This window comes from Synechococcus sp. PCC 7335, assembly GCF_000155595.1.
Lineage (GTDB): Bacteria > Cyanobacteriota > Cyanobacteriia > Phormidesmidales > Phormidesmidaceae > Phormidesmis.
Genome location: NZ_DS989904.1, coordinates 2463300 through 2477757 on the forward strand (window position 1 = coordinate 2463300; position 14458 = coordinate 2477757).

The window sequence follows — 14458 nt, forward strand, 5'->3', positions numbered from 1 at the left end:
CAAGTCTTGAGTAAAGCCTAGACACTACACGATTAAACCAGGCGCGACATTCGGGCAAGACAGTTGGACGAGCAGGAATTTGCTTTTCTGCTTCGCTCTGAGAAATGAGATTTTCATGTCATCTAATTTTCACCTAACAGCTTACCTGAAAGCCGTGGCTTCTTATGAGGTGCTATCAGGATCGATATTTTTCGAAGATCAGCACCTGCTAGATAAAGACCTAATTGGATGAACGCCTATCAAACGGACGATGCTAATTTCGAACTTGAGCCTTTAATCCAGACGGCCTTTGGCTGTACGGATATAAACCGACACTGACTTGACCGAATAAATAAGGGTATTATATTGAATCGAACAAGCTGCCGGAAAAGCTTTTACATCAGGCAGCTGCTCTATCTCTATTTGGCTCTTTTGGCGTACCTATGACTCTTGCTCTCACCCAGTTTGGCGATCGCATGTCTCACCTGACCGGGGTGCGGGCAATTATGAAGGATATCATCGAAACTCTAAATTCCAGTAGAGGATCGGGAAAAGAGTTCATTAACCTCAGTGCGGGTAACCCAGTTATTTTGCCAGAAGTTGAGCAGCTATGGCGCGACTGTACCCAAGATCTATTATCTAGCAGCGAGTATGGCGAAGTTGTTTGTCGCTATGGGGCTAGCCAAGGTTATGAACCTCTGATTGCCGCTATTCGAGACGATTTCAATCAGCGCTATGGCCTGAGTCTGACTTCTCGCAACATCCTAATTACACCCGGCAGTCAAAACCTTTATTTCCTAGCTGCAAATGCGTTAGGTGGCTACAGCTCTAGCGGACAGCTCAAAGACATCGTTTTGCCCTTAAGCCCTGACTATACTGGCTACGGAGGCGTCACATTATATCCCGAGGCGGTCAAAGCCTATCGTCCCTCTATCGAGCTAGGCAAGGATGCCCACTCGTTTAAGTATCGTCCCGATTTCGATCAGCTAGAGATCAATGAAAATACTGGCTTTGTACTCTTCTCTCGTCCTTGCAATCCAACTGGGAACGTCCTTACCGGCGACGAAGTACAGCAGATAGCCGATCTTGCCGCGCCCTTTGATGTCCCCGTTTTTGTAGATTCAGCTTATGCGCCACCGTTCCCAGCGTTAAATTTTACAGAAATGACGCCGATCTTTGGTGCCAATATTGTGCATTGTCTGAGCTTGTCAAAGGCTGGGTTACCCGGTGAACGGGTAGGAATAGCCATCGGAGATGAGAGCATTATTCAGATTTTGGAATCTTTTCAGACTAATCTTTGTATTCACTCTAGTCGCTATGGTCAGGCGATCGCAGCGCGTGCTATCCGCAGTGGCGCTCTCGCAAATATTGCCAAAGATATTATTCGTCCTCACTATCGCAGCAAGTTTGCGGTTCTAGAAGAGACATTAAGCGCCAAAATGCCTAGTCAAGTTCCTTGGCGACTGCATAAAGGAGAGGGTGCGATCTTCGCTTGGCTGTGGTTTGATAATCTGCCGATGACCGACTGGGAGTTTTACAACGAGCTAAAGCACTACGGCGTGATCATCGTACCTGGCAGTCCTTTCTTCCCTGGATTAAAAGCGAGTCTTGACGGCGAAGATTGGCCACATATGCGTCAATGCTTCCGACTCAGTTTGACAGCAACTGAAGACCAAATCGTGACCGCTATCAATCATCTAGCCACACTGACCGATAAGGTGTATGCCGCTAGGCCAGTGATGACCACAGCAATTTGAGAGACTTTCTTCAAAAATTCTGCTTCAAAGGATCTTCTAGTTGTGAACAGTGGAGTTGCTTGCTAACGGATGATTGATAACGTGACAGATAAAGACTGGCTACTCATCGGGCGTATTGTAGGTGCTCATGGCCTTAACGGTCATATCAAAGTGTATCCGGAAAGTGATTTTCCCGAGCGGTTCATCGAACCTGGAGAACGATGGATCGAAAAACCAGGGGCAAATCCTACGCCTATCCAATTGATTAGCGGTCGCTATCTCGAAGGGAAAAATATCTACTTAGTAAAGCTAGCAGGCATCGATTTTCGCGATCAGGCAGAAGATCTAAGCGGCGCAAAGCTAGTTGTTCCAGTAGGCGATCGCCTGCCGGTAGCGCCTGGCGAATTTCATGTTAGCGATCTAATTGGTCTTAGGGTGATTTTACAATCAGACCAAACGGCTATAGGCACGATCACTAACGTATTTACAACTGGACACGATTTGCTAGAAGTCTCGCTACCGACGGCAGAGTCGACTTCGGACCTCGATACCGCCAGCAAGCGGACCGAACCAGAAAGAGCGCTCTCCCTTGAGAGTAAGCATCATCCATCACTGCGATCCAAAGCTGCCCAGAAATTGCGCCGTAAAGCTAGAAGAGCTAAGAAGAAGCAGACGAAAACGTTGCTGATTCCTTTTGTTGAAGACATTGTGCCTGTCGTCGATGTTTTGGCAGGCCGAGTAGAAATAACCCCACCTGCAGGATTGATTGAACTTGCCTAATGCTCCAGAGCGAATTTTCTTACCCTTTACAAAGGCATCTAGAGAACGAACTCAATTCTTCCTTGCTTCTACAAGCTACGCAGTAAGCTAGCCAAAGGAAGTCACGTAGGTTCACTACCTATCAAAGAAGGGTTAGCTGGAGTAGAGGATGCGGTCAGAATCATTCAGCCTTTTGCGCAGCCGAAAGAGCATCATGTCATCTTCTATACGCTGTTCCTTATAGCTTCTCTGCCATACTGGAGAACCCGGTTCATTGCGAATGAGATTAATTCTTTTCGCAGTTGCTGCTTTCAGTCCAGCGATGAAAGCACTCAGAAGAGCTGGCTTACTACTTTGATTTGTCTGCTTCGTATGTGTCGAGCTTAAAGAGACTACGGCATGTAGTGAATCTGGCTCTAGTATCCACTGGGTAAGCACAATTCCTTTGTAGTTAGTTTTCACTTGACGTAGCTCGTCGGCTACGATCTTAGCGAGTGAATGAGACAAGGTTGCTCGTTCAGAGGGCGTGACCGACTCAAACAAACTGTCACCATTGTGAGTTTTGAGCCGCACATAGTAGAGTGCGGTTTCAACAGAGAATTGGCTGTATCTTTGTTTTTTGATCAATGGACATCCTGACCCTTACAAAGTGTCTGGTCATATCATGCCCAGACTCATCTAAAAACTCACACCGTTGCCATCAAATTTGTCTGATAGCTCTGTCTGTCTGATAGAGAGTTGGAATAACTATCTAGCTGTGAAAGAAAATTTGCTTTAGCAAGTATCTATGCACCGGCAGAAGAAAAAACATTAGGCTTCTCCTGTCTCCTGTCAAAAGTGATACGACGCTTGACTGATGAGCAAAAAGAGACTCGATGGGCAAGGAGAGACTCGAACTCTCACAACCGAAGTCGCCACATTTTGAGTGTGGTGCGTCTACCAATTCCGCCACTTGCCCGGTTAGGTTTTTCAGTATACAGAACTAAGCGACTTTGATACAGGTTTTGGTTTGTATTTCGCAAGTAAAGTGACTGAAGCGATGAGAATAGATGCTTGATTCACCAGTTAAGCCAGCTCCCTGCTGGTCTAGGTTTTCTATGAGTATGCTGTTCTAATTTAGACATCTGTTTAGACGTAGGACGGCTCTCTAGCAGAGACTGGTAGTTAGGGGTAGACGACCAGCGGGAAATTTCCCTAGCGCGCAAAACAGGTACTGGATGGCTAAGCTCATCGGTTTTCATCCGTTTGAGAAGTTCACCGATTTCGTTTTCACTGATTGCGTCGTATGACTCGGCTTGTGCTAGGAAAGCGTCTAGGTTTAGCTGTGGAGAAAGCGTAGGTGAACCGCCAGCAAGCTTCATCAGTACGGAGGCAACGGTTCGAGCGTCTTGAGTTGCGAGCAGAGCAGCGCGATCGCAGGTAAATTCAGCGCAGCGCACCCATTCCATAATCTTAGAGCGCCAGTTATGGGTTAAAACTGCGCCGAAAGGAAGCTGACTTGTCGCCAGGGTGAGCAGGTTAGCTAAGGTTAGGTAGACGCCGTGGTCGCACTTTAGATGACCTAGTTCGTGGCCGATGACAGCTTGTAGCTCAGCTGGAGTAAGTAACTCGACTAGAGAAGTATGAACAACGACGAAGGGTTGTTTACCTCGTATCGCAAAGGTATAGGCATTTGGGACTGGATGCTGTTTGATATAGAGCTGAGGAATCTCTAGATCTAGAACCCTACAGGCTTCGACGAGTAGCTGATAGATGTCCGATAGCTGTTTGGGCCCAACCAGTACGCTAGCAGCAATATTTTCTAAATAGAAAAACTGTTCGCCCATCGGTCCTAGCAAGCTTCGGATAGCAATATCTATGCCTGGTATTTGCTTTAGCGCCTCGGTCGCCTGCTGATCGAGCGGATGGCGAAAATGATTGGCGTTGAGTCCAAGCAAGTGAGCTTTTGAGGAGGGCTGAGAGGTAATCATGTGAAGTCAAGCTTTGGAGTGAGAAAAGGAAAAACTTAGTGGAGACTGTACAAATACCGAGCCCATAAGCACTATTGGCTCATAAAGCGCCAGTGGGTGTGTGATGTGCAATCGATGCTTCGAGCTAATTTGGTAACGAGCTAATTTCGTAGATATTAAAATCACTGATACTAGAGGTTTCCGCTAGTATAGCGAGCTACTCCGATATCAGTGATTTTTAGCAATTCGATTACCTTCAGGCTAGAGAAACGCCTCTTTGGGTACGACTTCAGTACGTTCTCTAATCGACACGACTTCTAATTGACATGACTTCTAGGTGGTAGGGTGCGCCTTACAGGGCCGTTTAATTGACTACGCTAATTGGCTACATCAGATACCGCCGCCGCAGATACACTAGCTGTCGTGGGTGCCTCTAGGATAGGTTGGGTAGCCGTATCGGCCTCGTCAAGAGGAATACGTTGCAAGCGTGCGCCAGCGTTGCGGAGCTTTTCTTCAAATCTTTCGTAGCCGCGATCTAGATGGTGTAGACCATGAAGTGTGGTTTTTCCTTTAGCTGCTAGACCTGCGATCGCTAGCGCTGCTGAGGCACGCAAGTCACTGCCAGTCACAGGAGCGCCAGATAAGCAAGCGACTCCTTGGACAATAGCACAGTCGCCTTTAACCTTAATATCTGCGCCCATCCGATTGAATTCAGCAACATGCTGTAGTCGGTTCTCAAATACCGTTTCTGTGACCATGCTACTCCCTTCTGCAAGAGTCAGCAACGCCATAAACTGGGCCTGCATGTCTGTTGGAAAGCCTGGGTAAGGTAGCGTTTGGATATCAGCAGGTACAATTTTCTCTCCAGGAGAAATCCGAATATTGTTGTTAGCTTCGATCTCGATCTTAGAGCCGGTTTCTCTTAACTTTGATAGCAGCGGCGATAGGTGGTTTGGGTCGACAGGGCCGACCGTGATCTCTGAACGAGTGATGGCACCAGCCACTAAGAAAGTGCCCGCTTCAATTCGATCTGGAATGATGCTGTAGTCGGTAGCATGTAAGCTAGGTACACCTGTAATCACAATGGTGTTTGTCCCGGCGCCAGAGATTTTGGCCCCCATAGCAGCGCAGAAATTAGCAAGATCAACGACCTCTGGCTCTTGGGCAGCATTTTCAATCACAGTCTCGCCTTCAGCTAGCGTTGCGGCCATCATCAAGGTCTCGGTCGCGCCAACACTGGGATAGTCTAGATAAATTTTGGCTCCTTTGAGCTTGCCGCTAGCGCCAGGGACATAGGCATGGACAACGCCGTGGTCCATATGAACATGTGCACCAAGCGACTGAAGACCGCGAATATGAAGGGCAACGGGACGAGCGCCAATGGCACAGCCGCCGGGTAACGGTATGCGAGCTACTCCCAAGCGGGCTAGTAAAGGACCGATCACAAAAAAGGTCGCGCGTAGCTTACTAACAATGTCGTAGGGTGCTTTGGAATGGCTAATGTGGCTACCGTCTATATCCAAAGTATCTCCATCTCGATGGACTTTGAGTCCCAGCGCTTCTAAGACACTTGCCATTCGACCAATATCCATAAGATCTGGAATATTGCGAATACGACAGGTCTGTGAGCATAGAAGTGCGCCTCCCAACACCACTAGAGCTGAGTTTTTCGCACCGCTCACTGGAATGTGACCGCTCAGCTTAGTATCACCCCAAATCTCGATGACAGATTCTGATACAGGCTGTGATTGGGTGTCAGCGGACTGGTCCTTGATTGATAAGTTAGAGATGACGATAGGATTGCCCTCCATAAAAGGTAAAGAAAAATTGATTGGGACAATTTGGTATGGATTCTACCCGAAACTCTTCGTTTTCTCCTGATTAATTTGAAATTTCACCGCCTGCGTAGGGAAATCATACTTTTATCAAAGCTAATGCGCTCCAAGTCTTTGTCTGGAAAAGGCTTAAAGAGGCCAAGAAAGGGGGAAGAAAGGGGGGAAGAAAAGCTTGGTTGTTGACGGATGGCCCTCACTGCTAGATTATTGTTAATCGCAGCTATACAGCGATTGTCAATACGCCCATAGACCGTTTGGCTTATAGGACGTTTCTGACTATTTTGTGCGGGACTGGCGGAATTGGTAGACGCGCTAGATTCAGATTCTAGTGTTCGCAAGGACTTCCGGGTTCAAGTCCCGGGTTCCGCATAAATTTGTTTAATTGACGAATTGCTTCAAACAGCAGGCTCCTTGGCTCTACTAGCTAAGGGCCTTTTTATTGGCTTTTGATGAGGAGTGTTGAGTTTTTTGGGTGTGTGCTGCTCCAATGTATATGACGACGCTCGCGACTATTCCCCCTCGCTGATGTGCCTTTCCTGCTGTCCATACTTATCTAGCCTATGCTCACCAGCTTGCAAAACCAAACGGTCAAACAGCTTCGCAAGTTTCAGCAGCCGAAGGAGCGTAGAAAACAGTCGGTGCTGCTGTTAGAAGGAACTCATCTAATCGAGGCAGCGTGTGAGGTTCGCTATCCGCTGCAAACGCTTTGTTACACCGAAGCTTGGCAAGTCAGGCACAAGCGGCTATGTGAGGAAGCGATCGCCCAATCCCATCAAGTAGAACTTGTTTCCCCAGAAGTCCTCAAATCTATTGCTAGTACCATCACTCCCGATGGAGCGATTGCGATCGCACCTCGACGCAACGTGTGGAAGGCTGAATCAGGCCGGCCTAAAGATATGGTGAGTCTAGGTGTCATCCTCGAAACGCTTCAAGATCCAGGTAATCTCGGTACGATCATCCGTACATCTGCAGGCGTAGGTAGTGACGGGCTCTGGCTCAGTCACGACAGCGTAGACTTAGGCCATCCAAAGGTATTACGAGCGTCGGTAGGACAGTGGTTTCGGATGCCGATGGCAACCGTGGATGTAGTGGAACAGGCAAGCACGCTCAGACAAAATGGCGTGCAGGTAGTCGCAACGACAGCCGCTGCTGAGCTGGACTATTGGCAGTTGGACTTGCAGCGCCCTACCGTATTTTTGATGGGAAACGAAGGCGCAGGGCTTTCGGATGCGCTAATGGCCTGTGCCTCAGTCACCGTAAAGATTCCAGTGGCGCCAGAGGTAGAGTCGCTCAACGTGGCGATTTCTACAGCGCTGTTGCTGTATGAGGCAAAGCGGCAGCGACAAGTGGTTAGTTGTGGCGATCACTAGTTGTCCAAAGTAACCCTTTCGGTTGAAAATAACAGTGACTATAAGGAGCGCGCAGTGGATTTGGCATTTGACTACGACTTAGTAATTATTGGTGCAGGGGTAGGGGGCCACGGGGCGGCGCTACATGCGGTGCAGCGCGGTCTAAAGACCGCCATTGTCGAAGCTGGCGATATGGGCGGCACCTGCGTAAACCGAGGCTGCATTCCTTCTAAGGCGCTGCTAGCAGCTTCGGGTCGAGTGCGCGAGATGCGCGATCAGCAGCATCTAAAGGCGATGGGTATTAGCTTGTCAGGGGTCGGCTTTGACCGCGAGAAGATTTCTAATCATGCCAAGAACTTAGTTGGCAAGATTCAAGGTGATCTCACCGGCAGCCTAACTCGATTAGGCGTAGATATCATTCGAGGTTGGGGTAAGATTGCCAGCACGCAAAAAGTCTCTATCAAAGACGAAAGCGGTGAGCGCACCATTACTGCCAAGGATATTATTTTGTCTCCTGGCTCAGTGCCATTTGTGCCTAGAGGCATCGAGACAGATGGCAAGACGGTCTATACCAGCGATGAAGCCGTACGATTGGACTGGTTGCCCGAGTGGGTAGCGATTATTGGTAGCGGCTACATTGGTCTAGAATTTTCAGACGTTTATACAGCGCTCGGATCTGAAGTCACCATGATTGAGGCATTAGACCAGCTAATGCCGACATTTGATCCTGATATTGCTAAGCAGGCTGAGCGAGTGCTGATCAAGCCTCGTGATATTGAGACTCGGGTAGGGCTACTGGCTAAAAAGATTACGCCGGGTGCGCCAGTTGTAATCGAGCTAGCTGATCCAAAAACGATGGAGACTGTTGATACCTTAGAAGTCGATGCTTGTTTGGTAGCGACGGGTCGGATTCCGGCAACAAAGAATCTAGATTTAAACATGGTGGCTGTAGAAACCGATCGGCGCGGCTTTATTCCGGTTGACGAGCACCTAGCGGTATTGCGTGATGGCAAGCCTGTTCCTCATCTGTATGCGATCGGTGATGCGAATGGCAAGATGATGCTAGCCCACTCCGCTTCTGCGCAAGGAATCGTGGCTGTTGATAATATCTGCGGTGAGTCTCGCACTGTTGACTACAACGCGATTCCAGCAGCGGCCTTCACTCATCCGGAAGTGAGTTTTGTTGGCCTAACTGAGCCAGCGGCTAAGGCTCAAGGTGAAGCAGAAGGCTATGAAGTGGCTTCTGTTCGCAGCTATTTCAAAGCAAATTCGAAAGCGCTAGCAGAAGGTGAAACTGAAGGATTAGCTAAGGTGATTTACCGTAAGGATACAGGCGAAGTGATGGGAGCACATATCATTGGCTTGCATGCAGCTGATCTGATTCAAGAAGCAGCCAATGCGATCGCCCAAAAGCAATCCGTCACTGAGCTATCTAAATTCGTCCACACGCACCCGACGCTGTCCGAAGTCCTTGACGAAGCCTACAAGCGGGCTAAGGTAACCGCGTAAGTAGCACATTGTTGATCACTGTTCCACTCTTCACTGTTCATGAAAATCCGTCGCCGCCCTCCAAGCACACCGATCTCAGTCAAACATCTCGAATATCAAATTGAGATGCCTGACGCGGAGCCCCGTAATATTCTTGAGAAGATCGTGTGGCACAAAGAGGCAGAGGTCGCCAGGCTGCGGGAGAAAGTGCCTTTGGCTAGTTTGCAACGTCAGGTACAAGGACTACCGGCTACTCGCGGTTTCGTCACGGCGCTGCGCGAACAATCAACCAAGCAAAGTCCGGCTCTGATTGCAGAAGTTAAAAAAGCATCACCAAGCAAAGGCGTTATTAGAGAGGACTTTGATCCGATCGAGATTGCCAAAAGCTATCAGTCTGGCGGTGCAGCCTGTCTGTCTGTTTTGACCGATAGTGAATTTTTCCAAGGTAGCTTCACCTATCTCAGTCAGATTCGTCAGGCGGTAGACCTACCACTTCTGTGTAAGGAGTTCATAATCTACCCCTATCAAATCTATCAAGCTCGCCTAGCCGGTGCTGATGCAATCCTTCTGATAGCAGCGATTTTGACAGATAAAGATATCGGATACTTCACTAAGATTGCCAAGGTCTTAGGGTTAGATGCGCTAGTTGAAACTCATACTGTTGAAGAGTTTGAGCGGGTGATATCCATTGATGGTGTTGAGCTAGTTGGCATCAACAATCGAAACTTGGAAGATTTTACGGTGAGTTTAGAGACGACTCGGCAGGTCGTGGAAAAGTTTGGAGATGCGATCGCCCAAAAGCAACTCCTCTTGGTCAGTGAATCTGGCATTCATACTTCTAGTGATGTCACTACGGTCGCGGCAGCTGGGGCTAGAGCAATCTTGGTGGGCGAATCGCTGATGAAGCAGCCTGATCCTGGCGTGGCCATCGGTAAATTGCTCTCTCCTTGATTGCCGAGGCATAAGCATTTACAAAATCTGCTGATACTCATATAATCAAAGACTGTGTAATAAAAATAGTAAGTAAACCTGCCTCATGGCTAAGAAAAGCATGGTTGCGCGCCAAAAGAAGCGTGAAAAATTAGTCGCAAAGTACGCTGATAAGCGTGAAGCTTTGCTCAAAGAATTTGCCCAAGCGCCTAACCAGGCTCAAAAGCTGGCCATTCATCGTCAAATTCAACAGTTGCCTAGAAACAGTGCGCCTTCTCGCCTGAATAATCGCTGTTGGAAGACAGGGCGTCCCCGTGGCTATTATCGTGACTTTGGTCTCTGCCGTAACGTCTTGCGCGATATGGCTCACCAAGGTCTTTTACCTGGCGTCGTTAAGTCCAGCTGGTAAAGTATAGTAGTGAGCCTAGCTAATAGTAGTGAGCCTAGCTAACAGAGTAGGTAAAAGCTAAGAAAAAGCAAAAGCCAGGAAGACATTTCAAGAAAGGGAGCTTCACTATTGCGGTGAAGCTCCCTTTCTTATGGTTCGTCGTAAGCTAAGTGACCAAAGCTATAGTAGCGGCAGTGGCCTGTCAGTGATGAAATGGGATAGTCAGTAGCGGGGTCAGCGATAATGACACCGCTAGCCAATGTTCCGGCAGGATTCTGAGTGATTTAATATCTTCGCTAAGCAGCGCATCCACTCTCTGATTGAGACGGCTCTGTGGAGTCGGCCAACTGAATCCCGGACAGGTTTCTTCTGCAGTCGTCAGCGGGGCTTGAATAACGCTTAACAAAGATTCTGCTAAAACGAGGGTATCGACACTTCTAGCAGCCCAGCGGTCAGCTCGAATTTCTCGAAGCAGCATTAGCTCTTGCCACAGTGTTTCGGTGTAGGGAAGCCAACTAGAGAGACGACGAAGTCCGCCTAGCCAAAAGAACCAAAAAGTGTCACGGTAGTGGGCGTGTCCAGCTTCGTGGGCAAGGACTGCCCGCAGATGTTCGGCATCCAAGCAGTTCAGTAGGCCTTGACTGAGGATAAGCTCAGATGACCATAGACCGACTCTAGCGCAGTAGACGGCCGCAGAGTCTATCAATCTACTGACTGTGGTGCTCTCAGAGGTGCGAATAGTATGTACAGGATAGTTTTGGATAGCATGATGCCGTATCCTAATCGATAGCCAGCCAAGCCTTGCCCATAAAGCTAGGGCACCTAAAATAAAACTGAAGGAAAAAAGGTAGCTGAGCCAGCCGTCTAAATGATGAGAGCTGCTAGGACCCATAACGACTATGGCAATCGCAGTTGTCAGCAGCAGCAACGGTGGTGCAACGAAAGCAGTCAGAGTACGAGTCCAGCGTGAAGACCATTGGTAGGAAGGTGCCGTCAGAAACTGACTCAGCACGCGAGCTACAACGGCGATCGCGATTGACAACCCGATCATCTGTAGATGCATCATGATCGTTGGCCTCCCTCCTGGTCCTGCTGCCGTTTTTGAGACTGCTGTTCTCTTGCTGCCCTAGCAGCTTTGACCTTCTGAGCGATCGCATCAAGCTGATCTAAACTATCGTCGTCCAACGTATCGGCAAATGCGGCAACAACCTCTGGACTACCCACTGCTAAGAACTGATGTAGCTGCTGACGCGCCTTAAGAATTTCTGCACTACGCCGACTGACGAGCGCTTTCCAGATGTGAACTCGTTTTTGGCGATCGCAGCTCACCCAACCTTTCTTAATCAGCCGCTTTAGCACAGTCGAGACAGACGAATACGTCAGCTCTCGTTCGATGTCCTCTAGAATATGCTGATGAATAGCCGTCGCTGATGCCGGTCCGAGTAGCCACAGAATCTCGATAATCTCGGCCTCGAGCGGGCCTAATCTCAGGTTCTGAGGTTGATGCGACGGAAAGGGAGTCATCTGCGATATGGCCGTAACGTCTTAGAGCCTAAAGCCTATCATCTAAACGGATATCGCAGGTTGACAGCCTGTCGACAAATTGGGTTATACGCTAACAGCTTCCCTTTGATTAACAGCTGCCTTCAACTCCGCTACCTTGTCTGTTTTTTCCCAGGGCAGGTCTAGATCGTCTCTGCCGAAATGACCATACGCAGCAACTTCCTGATAGAAGCGACCGCCTCGTTCTGCGGGCAACTTGTGTAAGTTGAAAGTTTCAATGATACCGGCAGGCCGCAGTTCGAAGTGGTCAGTGATGAGTTCGAGCAACTTGTTATCTGAGACAGTACCCGTGCCAAAAGTTTCAACGAAAATACTTGTAGGTCTAGCCACGCCAATCGCATAGCTAAGCTGCACCTCGCATTTATCCGCAAGACCTGCCGCTACAATATTTTTGGCAACATATCGGCAAGCATAGGCCGCGCTGCGATCAACTTTCGTAGGATCCTTTCCAGAGAAAGCACCGCCACCGTGCCTAGAGTAACCGCCATAGGTGTCAACAATAATCTTGCGCCCAGTCAAGCCAGAGTCGCCTTGAGGTCCACCAATGACGAACTTACCGGTGGGATTTACCAGAAAGCGGGTTGTGTCCGAGGGTTGAATGGTCAATCCAGCAAAAGAAGGTAATACAACCGCCTCCCAAAGATCTTTTTTGATTCGAGCCTGTACATCATCGTTACTGCTCAAATCATCAATAGTTTCCTGGTGCTGAGTAGAAACTAGGATAGTATCGATGCCAACCGGACGACCGTCTTCATATTCAACGGTGACCTGAGTCTTTCCATCTGGGCCAAGGTAGGCAAGCCGGCCGCTTTTTCTCACGGTGGCTAGCTCGCGGGATATTCTATGGGCAAGGCTGATAGGCAGAGGCATCATCTCTGGTGTTTCATTGCAAGCAAATCCAAACATAATGCCCTGATCGCCCGCGCCAATAGCATCCCAACGTTCGTCGCTAGTCTGTTCGCGAGTTTCTTGAGCCTGGTCAACCCTTGGGCAATATCTGCTGACTGCTCATCCAAGGCAATCAAGACAGAGCAGCTATCAGCGGAAAAACCGTTGTTTTTTGGGTTGGTGTAGCCAATTTCGGTAATCTTCTCACGAACAACTTTCACAAAATTCGCGGAGGCACTAGAAGAAATCTCTCCAGTGACAATGACTAAACCCGTATTGACAACAACCTCAGCCGCAACCCGACTGCTAGGATCTAGGGCAAGCATTGTGTCTAATATCGTGTCTGAGATCTGATCACAAATTTTATCGGGATGCCCTTCTGTGACTGATTCTGACGTAAACAGATAGCGGCGAGACAATAGCCAATTCTCCTTAACCTGGGATTCGAAGCTTTTTATAGATAGATCCAGTCGTTTTGTTTTACTTCATGCATCACTGTCAAGACCTTATAACGCACTTCATCGCGCATGAAGGTGTTAACAACGTGATAACAAGATAAGCCACAACCCTCTTTTTAGTACAGCAAGATGACCTTTTTAGTACAGCAAGATGACCAAGTACAGCGAGATGGCTCACAAAACGGATAGACAAAACACGCAAGCCTTGCATGTTTTTTTGACATAGTATCTAAGGTACCTTCCTATGCGTATCACTCCATCTATCTCTGCACCAATCGAAAGCACTAATAGCCTTCTAGCTGAAACGTTCATCGTCGTGACTGCTTGTGTAAATAGCCCTAGTCGGATCTCTACAGTGAGAAGATGAATAGAGTAAGACAGTCACTCTAGCAACGAATCTGTGACAGGTCCGAAAAAGTTTTGACATCCGGGGCGATGATAGGCGATCGCGTCCAACCTCCGACCATACCCAAAAAATCAGCAGCTCCTTGTCTTGCCAACGCTAGATCAGCAGCCGAATCGCCAATAACCAAGGTTCTAGCCGGACTGACGGATAAAGACTCGCAGGCGAAGGCAAGAAACTCAGGATGTGTCTTGAGCGGAAACCCTCTAGCAGCACCGCAGTACCAGCTAATGTCAGTAAGACTATAGTGCTCTACGAATTCAGCCACCTGCGAGTGCAAATCACTCGAAACAATGCCAAGTTTGACCTTGGCTAGGGATAGCCGAGATAGTAAAGGTCGTACGCCTTCTAGCAACGGTGTTTTCTCAACTTTTGGGACGAGCCTATCTTCAGCCTCGGAAAAAGCGGAATGAGCGATCGCCCGAGCTTCGATCCAGCCTTTACCCGTTGCAGCGATATGAGCAGCAGTAGCCACTTCATTTTCCTCACGGCTGCCTACTGCTAATAGTCCAGTTGGGTCGATGTCGGTCGCTGTCAGACCAAAAGTAGTTAGTAATTGAGCGTGAAAGGCAGCAGGCTGATTCGGAACGCACCGTGAGCGTGCTATTCCTATTTTCTTGAGATACCCCTCCACATTCGCTAACGTTCCATCTTTGTCAAATAATACAGCCTGAATATGTTCAAACTTGTGAGCTTGACAGTAGATGGTTGCCATAGGATAGGGCTCTGTCCA

General features: G+C 48.6%; 12 protein-coding genes, 2 tRNA genes and 1 pseudogene. 7 read left to right on the forward strand and 8 right to left on the reverse strand.

The features are described from left to right. The first annotated feature begins 422 nt into the window (after nt 1-422). Both S7335_RS10615 and rimM read left to right on the forward strand, forming a co-directional pair. On the forward strand, nt 423-1736 hold the full coding sequence (locus S7335_RS10615; RefSeq protein WP_006456747.1) for a valine--pyruvate transaminase: 1314 nt from the start codon (nt 423-425) through the stop codon (nt 1734-1736). Between the two features lie 69 nt (nt 1737-1805). Continuing rightward, nucleotides 1806-2495, forward strand: coding sequence for a ribosome maturation factor RimM (gene rimM, locus S7335_RS29470; protein ID WP_006456250.1), 690 nt, complete (start codon nt 1806-1808; stop codon nt 2493-2495). A 132-nt stretch (nt 2496-2627) separates the two neighbouring features. Here the strand turns inward: rimM and S7335_RS25905 are convergent, their stop codons facing one another. The 4 genes from S7335_RS25905 to murA all read right to left on the reverse strand — a co-directional run bounded on the left by S7335_RS25905 (nt 2628) and on the right by murA (nt 6234). After that, the gene (locus tag S7335_RS25905; RefSeq protein ID WP_006453506.1) at nt 2628-3101 is read right to left on the reverse strand and encodes a hypothetical protein; all 474 of its coding nucleotides are present in this window, start codon (nt 3099-3101) and stop codon (nt 2628-2630) included. A 249-nt stretch (nt 3102-3350) separates the two neighbouring features. Continuing rightward, a tRNA-Leu gene (locus S7335_RS10630) sits at nt 3351-3432 on the reverse strand. A 100-nt stretch (nt 3433-3532) separates the two neighbouring features. Beyond that, complete coding sequence (locus S7335_RS10635) at nt 3533-4444, reverse strand: M48 family metallopeptidase (RefSeq protein ID WP_006456748.1); 912 nt, start codon at nt 4442-4444, stop codon at nt 3533-3535. Between the two features lie 356 nt (nt 4445-4800). Then, nucleotides 4801-6234: a UDP-N-acetylglucosamine 1-carboxyvinyltransferase gene (murA, locus tag S7335_RS10640; protein ID WP_006456390.1), complete on the reverse strand. Its 1434-nt coding sequence runs from the start codon at nt 6232-6234 to the stop codon at nt 4801-4803. Nucleotides 6235-6543: 309 nt separating this feature from the next. On the opposite strand from murA, the gene S7335_RS10645 reads away from it, so the two are divergent. The 5 genes from S7335_RS10645 to rpsN all read left to right on the forward strand — a co-directional run bounded on the left by S7335_RS10645 (nt 6544) and on the right by rpsN (nt 10434). Beyond that, nucleotides 6544-6627 (forward strand) — tRNA-Leu (locus S7335_RS10645). A 191-nt stretch (nt 6628-6818) separates the two neighbouring features. Then, complete coding sequence (locus tag S7335_RS10650; RefSeq protein WP_006454509.1) at nt 6819-7628, forward strand: RNA methyltransferase; 810 nt, start codon at nt 6819-6821, stop codon at nt 7626-7628. A 54-nt stretch (nt 7629-7682) separates the two neighbouring features. After that, nucleotides 7683-9116, forward strand: a complete 1434-nt coding sequence (gene lpdA, locus S7335_RS10655) for a dihydrolipoyl dehydrogenase (RefSeq protein ID WP_006454272.1) — start codon at nt 7683-7685, stop codon at nt 9114-9116. A 39-nt stretch (nt 9117-9155) separates the two neighbouring features. Further along, on the forward strand, nt 9156-10046 hold the full coding sequence (gene trpC, locus S7335_RS10660; protein ID WP_038016076.1) for an indole-3-glycerol phosphate synthase TrpC: 891 nt from the start codon (nt 9156-9158) through the stop codon (nt 10044-10046). Nucleotides 10047-10131: 85 nt separating this feature from the next. After that, nucleotides 10132-10434, forward strand: a complete 303-nt coding sequence (gene rpsN, locus S7335_RS10665) for a 30S ribosomal protein S14 (protein WP_006457049.1) — start codon at nt 10132-10134, stop codon at nt 10432-10434. 181 nt (nt 10435-10615) lie between these two features. Here rpsN and S7335_RS10670 read toward each other — a convergent pair whose 3' ends face one another. The 4 genes and pseudogenes from S7335_RS10670 to S7335_RS10685 form a co-directional block, all read right to left on the reverse strand. Then, a complete protein-coding gene (locus S7335_RS10670; protein WP_006454452.1) occupies nt 10616-11479 on the reverse strand; it encodes a M56 family metallopeptidase in 864 nt (287 codons plus the stop codon). Next, on the reverse strand, nt 11476-11937 hold the full coding sequence (locus S7335_RS10675; RefSeq protein ID WP_006455410.1) for a BlaI/MecI/CopY family transcriptional regulator: 462 nt from the start codon (nt 11935-11937) through the stop codon (nt 11476-11478). The genes S7335_RS10670 and S7335_RS10675 overlap by 4 nt, the downstream gene beginning before the upstream one ends. 84 nt (nt 11938-12021) lie before the next feature. Further along, nucleotides 12022-13283 (reverse strand): annotated as a pseudogene (metK, locus tag S7335_RS10680) (methionine adenosyltransferase). A 425-nt stretch (nt 13284-13708) separates the two neighbouring features. Beyond that, a partial coding sequence (locus S7335_RS10685; protein WP_083785068.1) for an HAD family hydrolase occupies nt 13709-14458 on the reverse strand: 750 nt, incomplete at its 5' end.

Coding starts and splice junctions, on each gene's coding strand:
- trpC (WP_038016076.1), top strand. CDS start 9,156: ATGAAAATCCGTCGCCGCCCTCCAAGCACACCGATCTCAGTCAAACAT.
- S7335_RS10670 (WP_006454452.1), bottom strand. CDS start 11,479: ATGATGCATCTACAGATGATCGGGTTGTCAATCGCGATCGCCGTTGTA.
- rpsN (WP_006457049.1), top strand. CDS start 10,132: ATGGCTAAGAAAAGCATGGTTGCGCGCCAAAAGAAGCGTGAAAAATTA.
- S7335_RS10650 (WP_006454509.1), top strand. CDS start 6,819: ATGCTCACCAGCTTGCAAAACCAAACGGTCAAACAGCTTCGCAAGTTT.
- S7335_RS10615 (WP_006456747.1), top strand. CDS start 423: ATGACTCTTGCTCTCACCCAGTTTGGCGATCGCATGTCTCACCTGACC.
- murA (WP_006456390.1), bottom strand. CDS start 6,234: ATGGAGGGCAATCCTATCGTCATCTCTAACTTATCAATCAAGGACCAG.
- rimM (WP_006456250.1), top strand. CDS start 1,806: ATGATTGATAACGTGACAGATAAAGACTGGCTACTCATCGGGCGTATT.
- S7335_RS10675 (WP_006455410.1), bottom strand. CDS start 11,937: ATGACTCCCTTTCCGTCGCATCAACCTCAGAACCTGAGATTAGGCCCG.
- S7335_RS10635 (WP_006456748.1), bottom strand. CDS start 4,444: ATGATTACCTCTCAGCCCTCCTCAAAAGCTCACTTGCTTGGACTCAAC.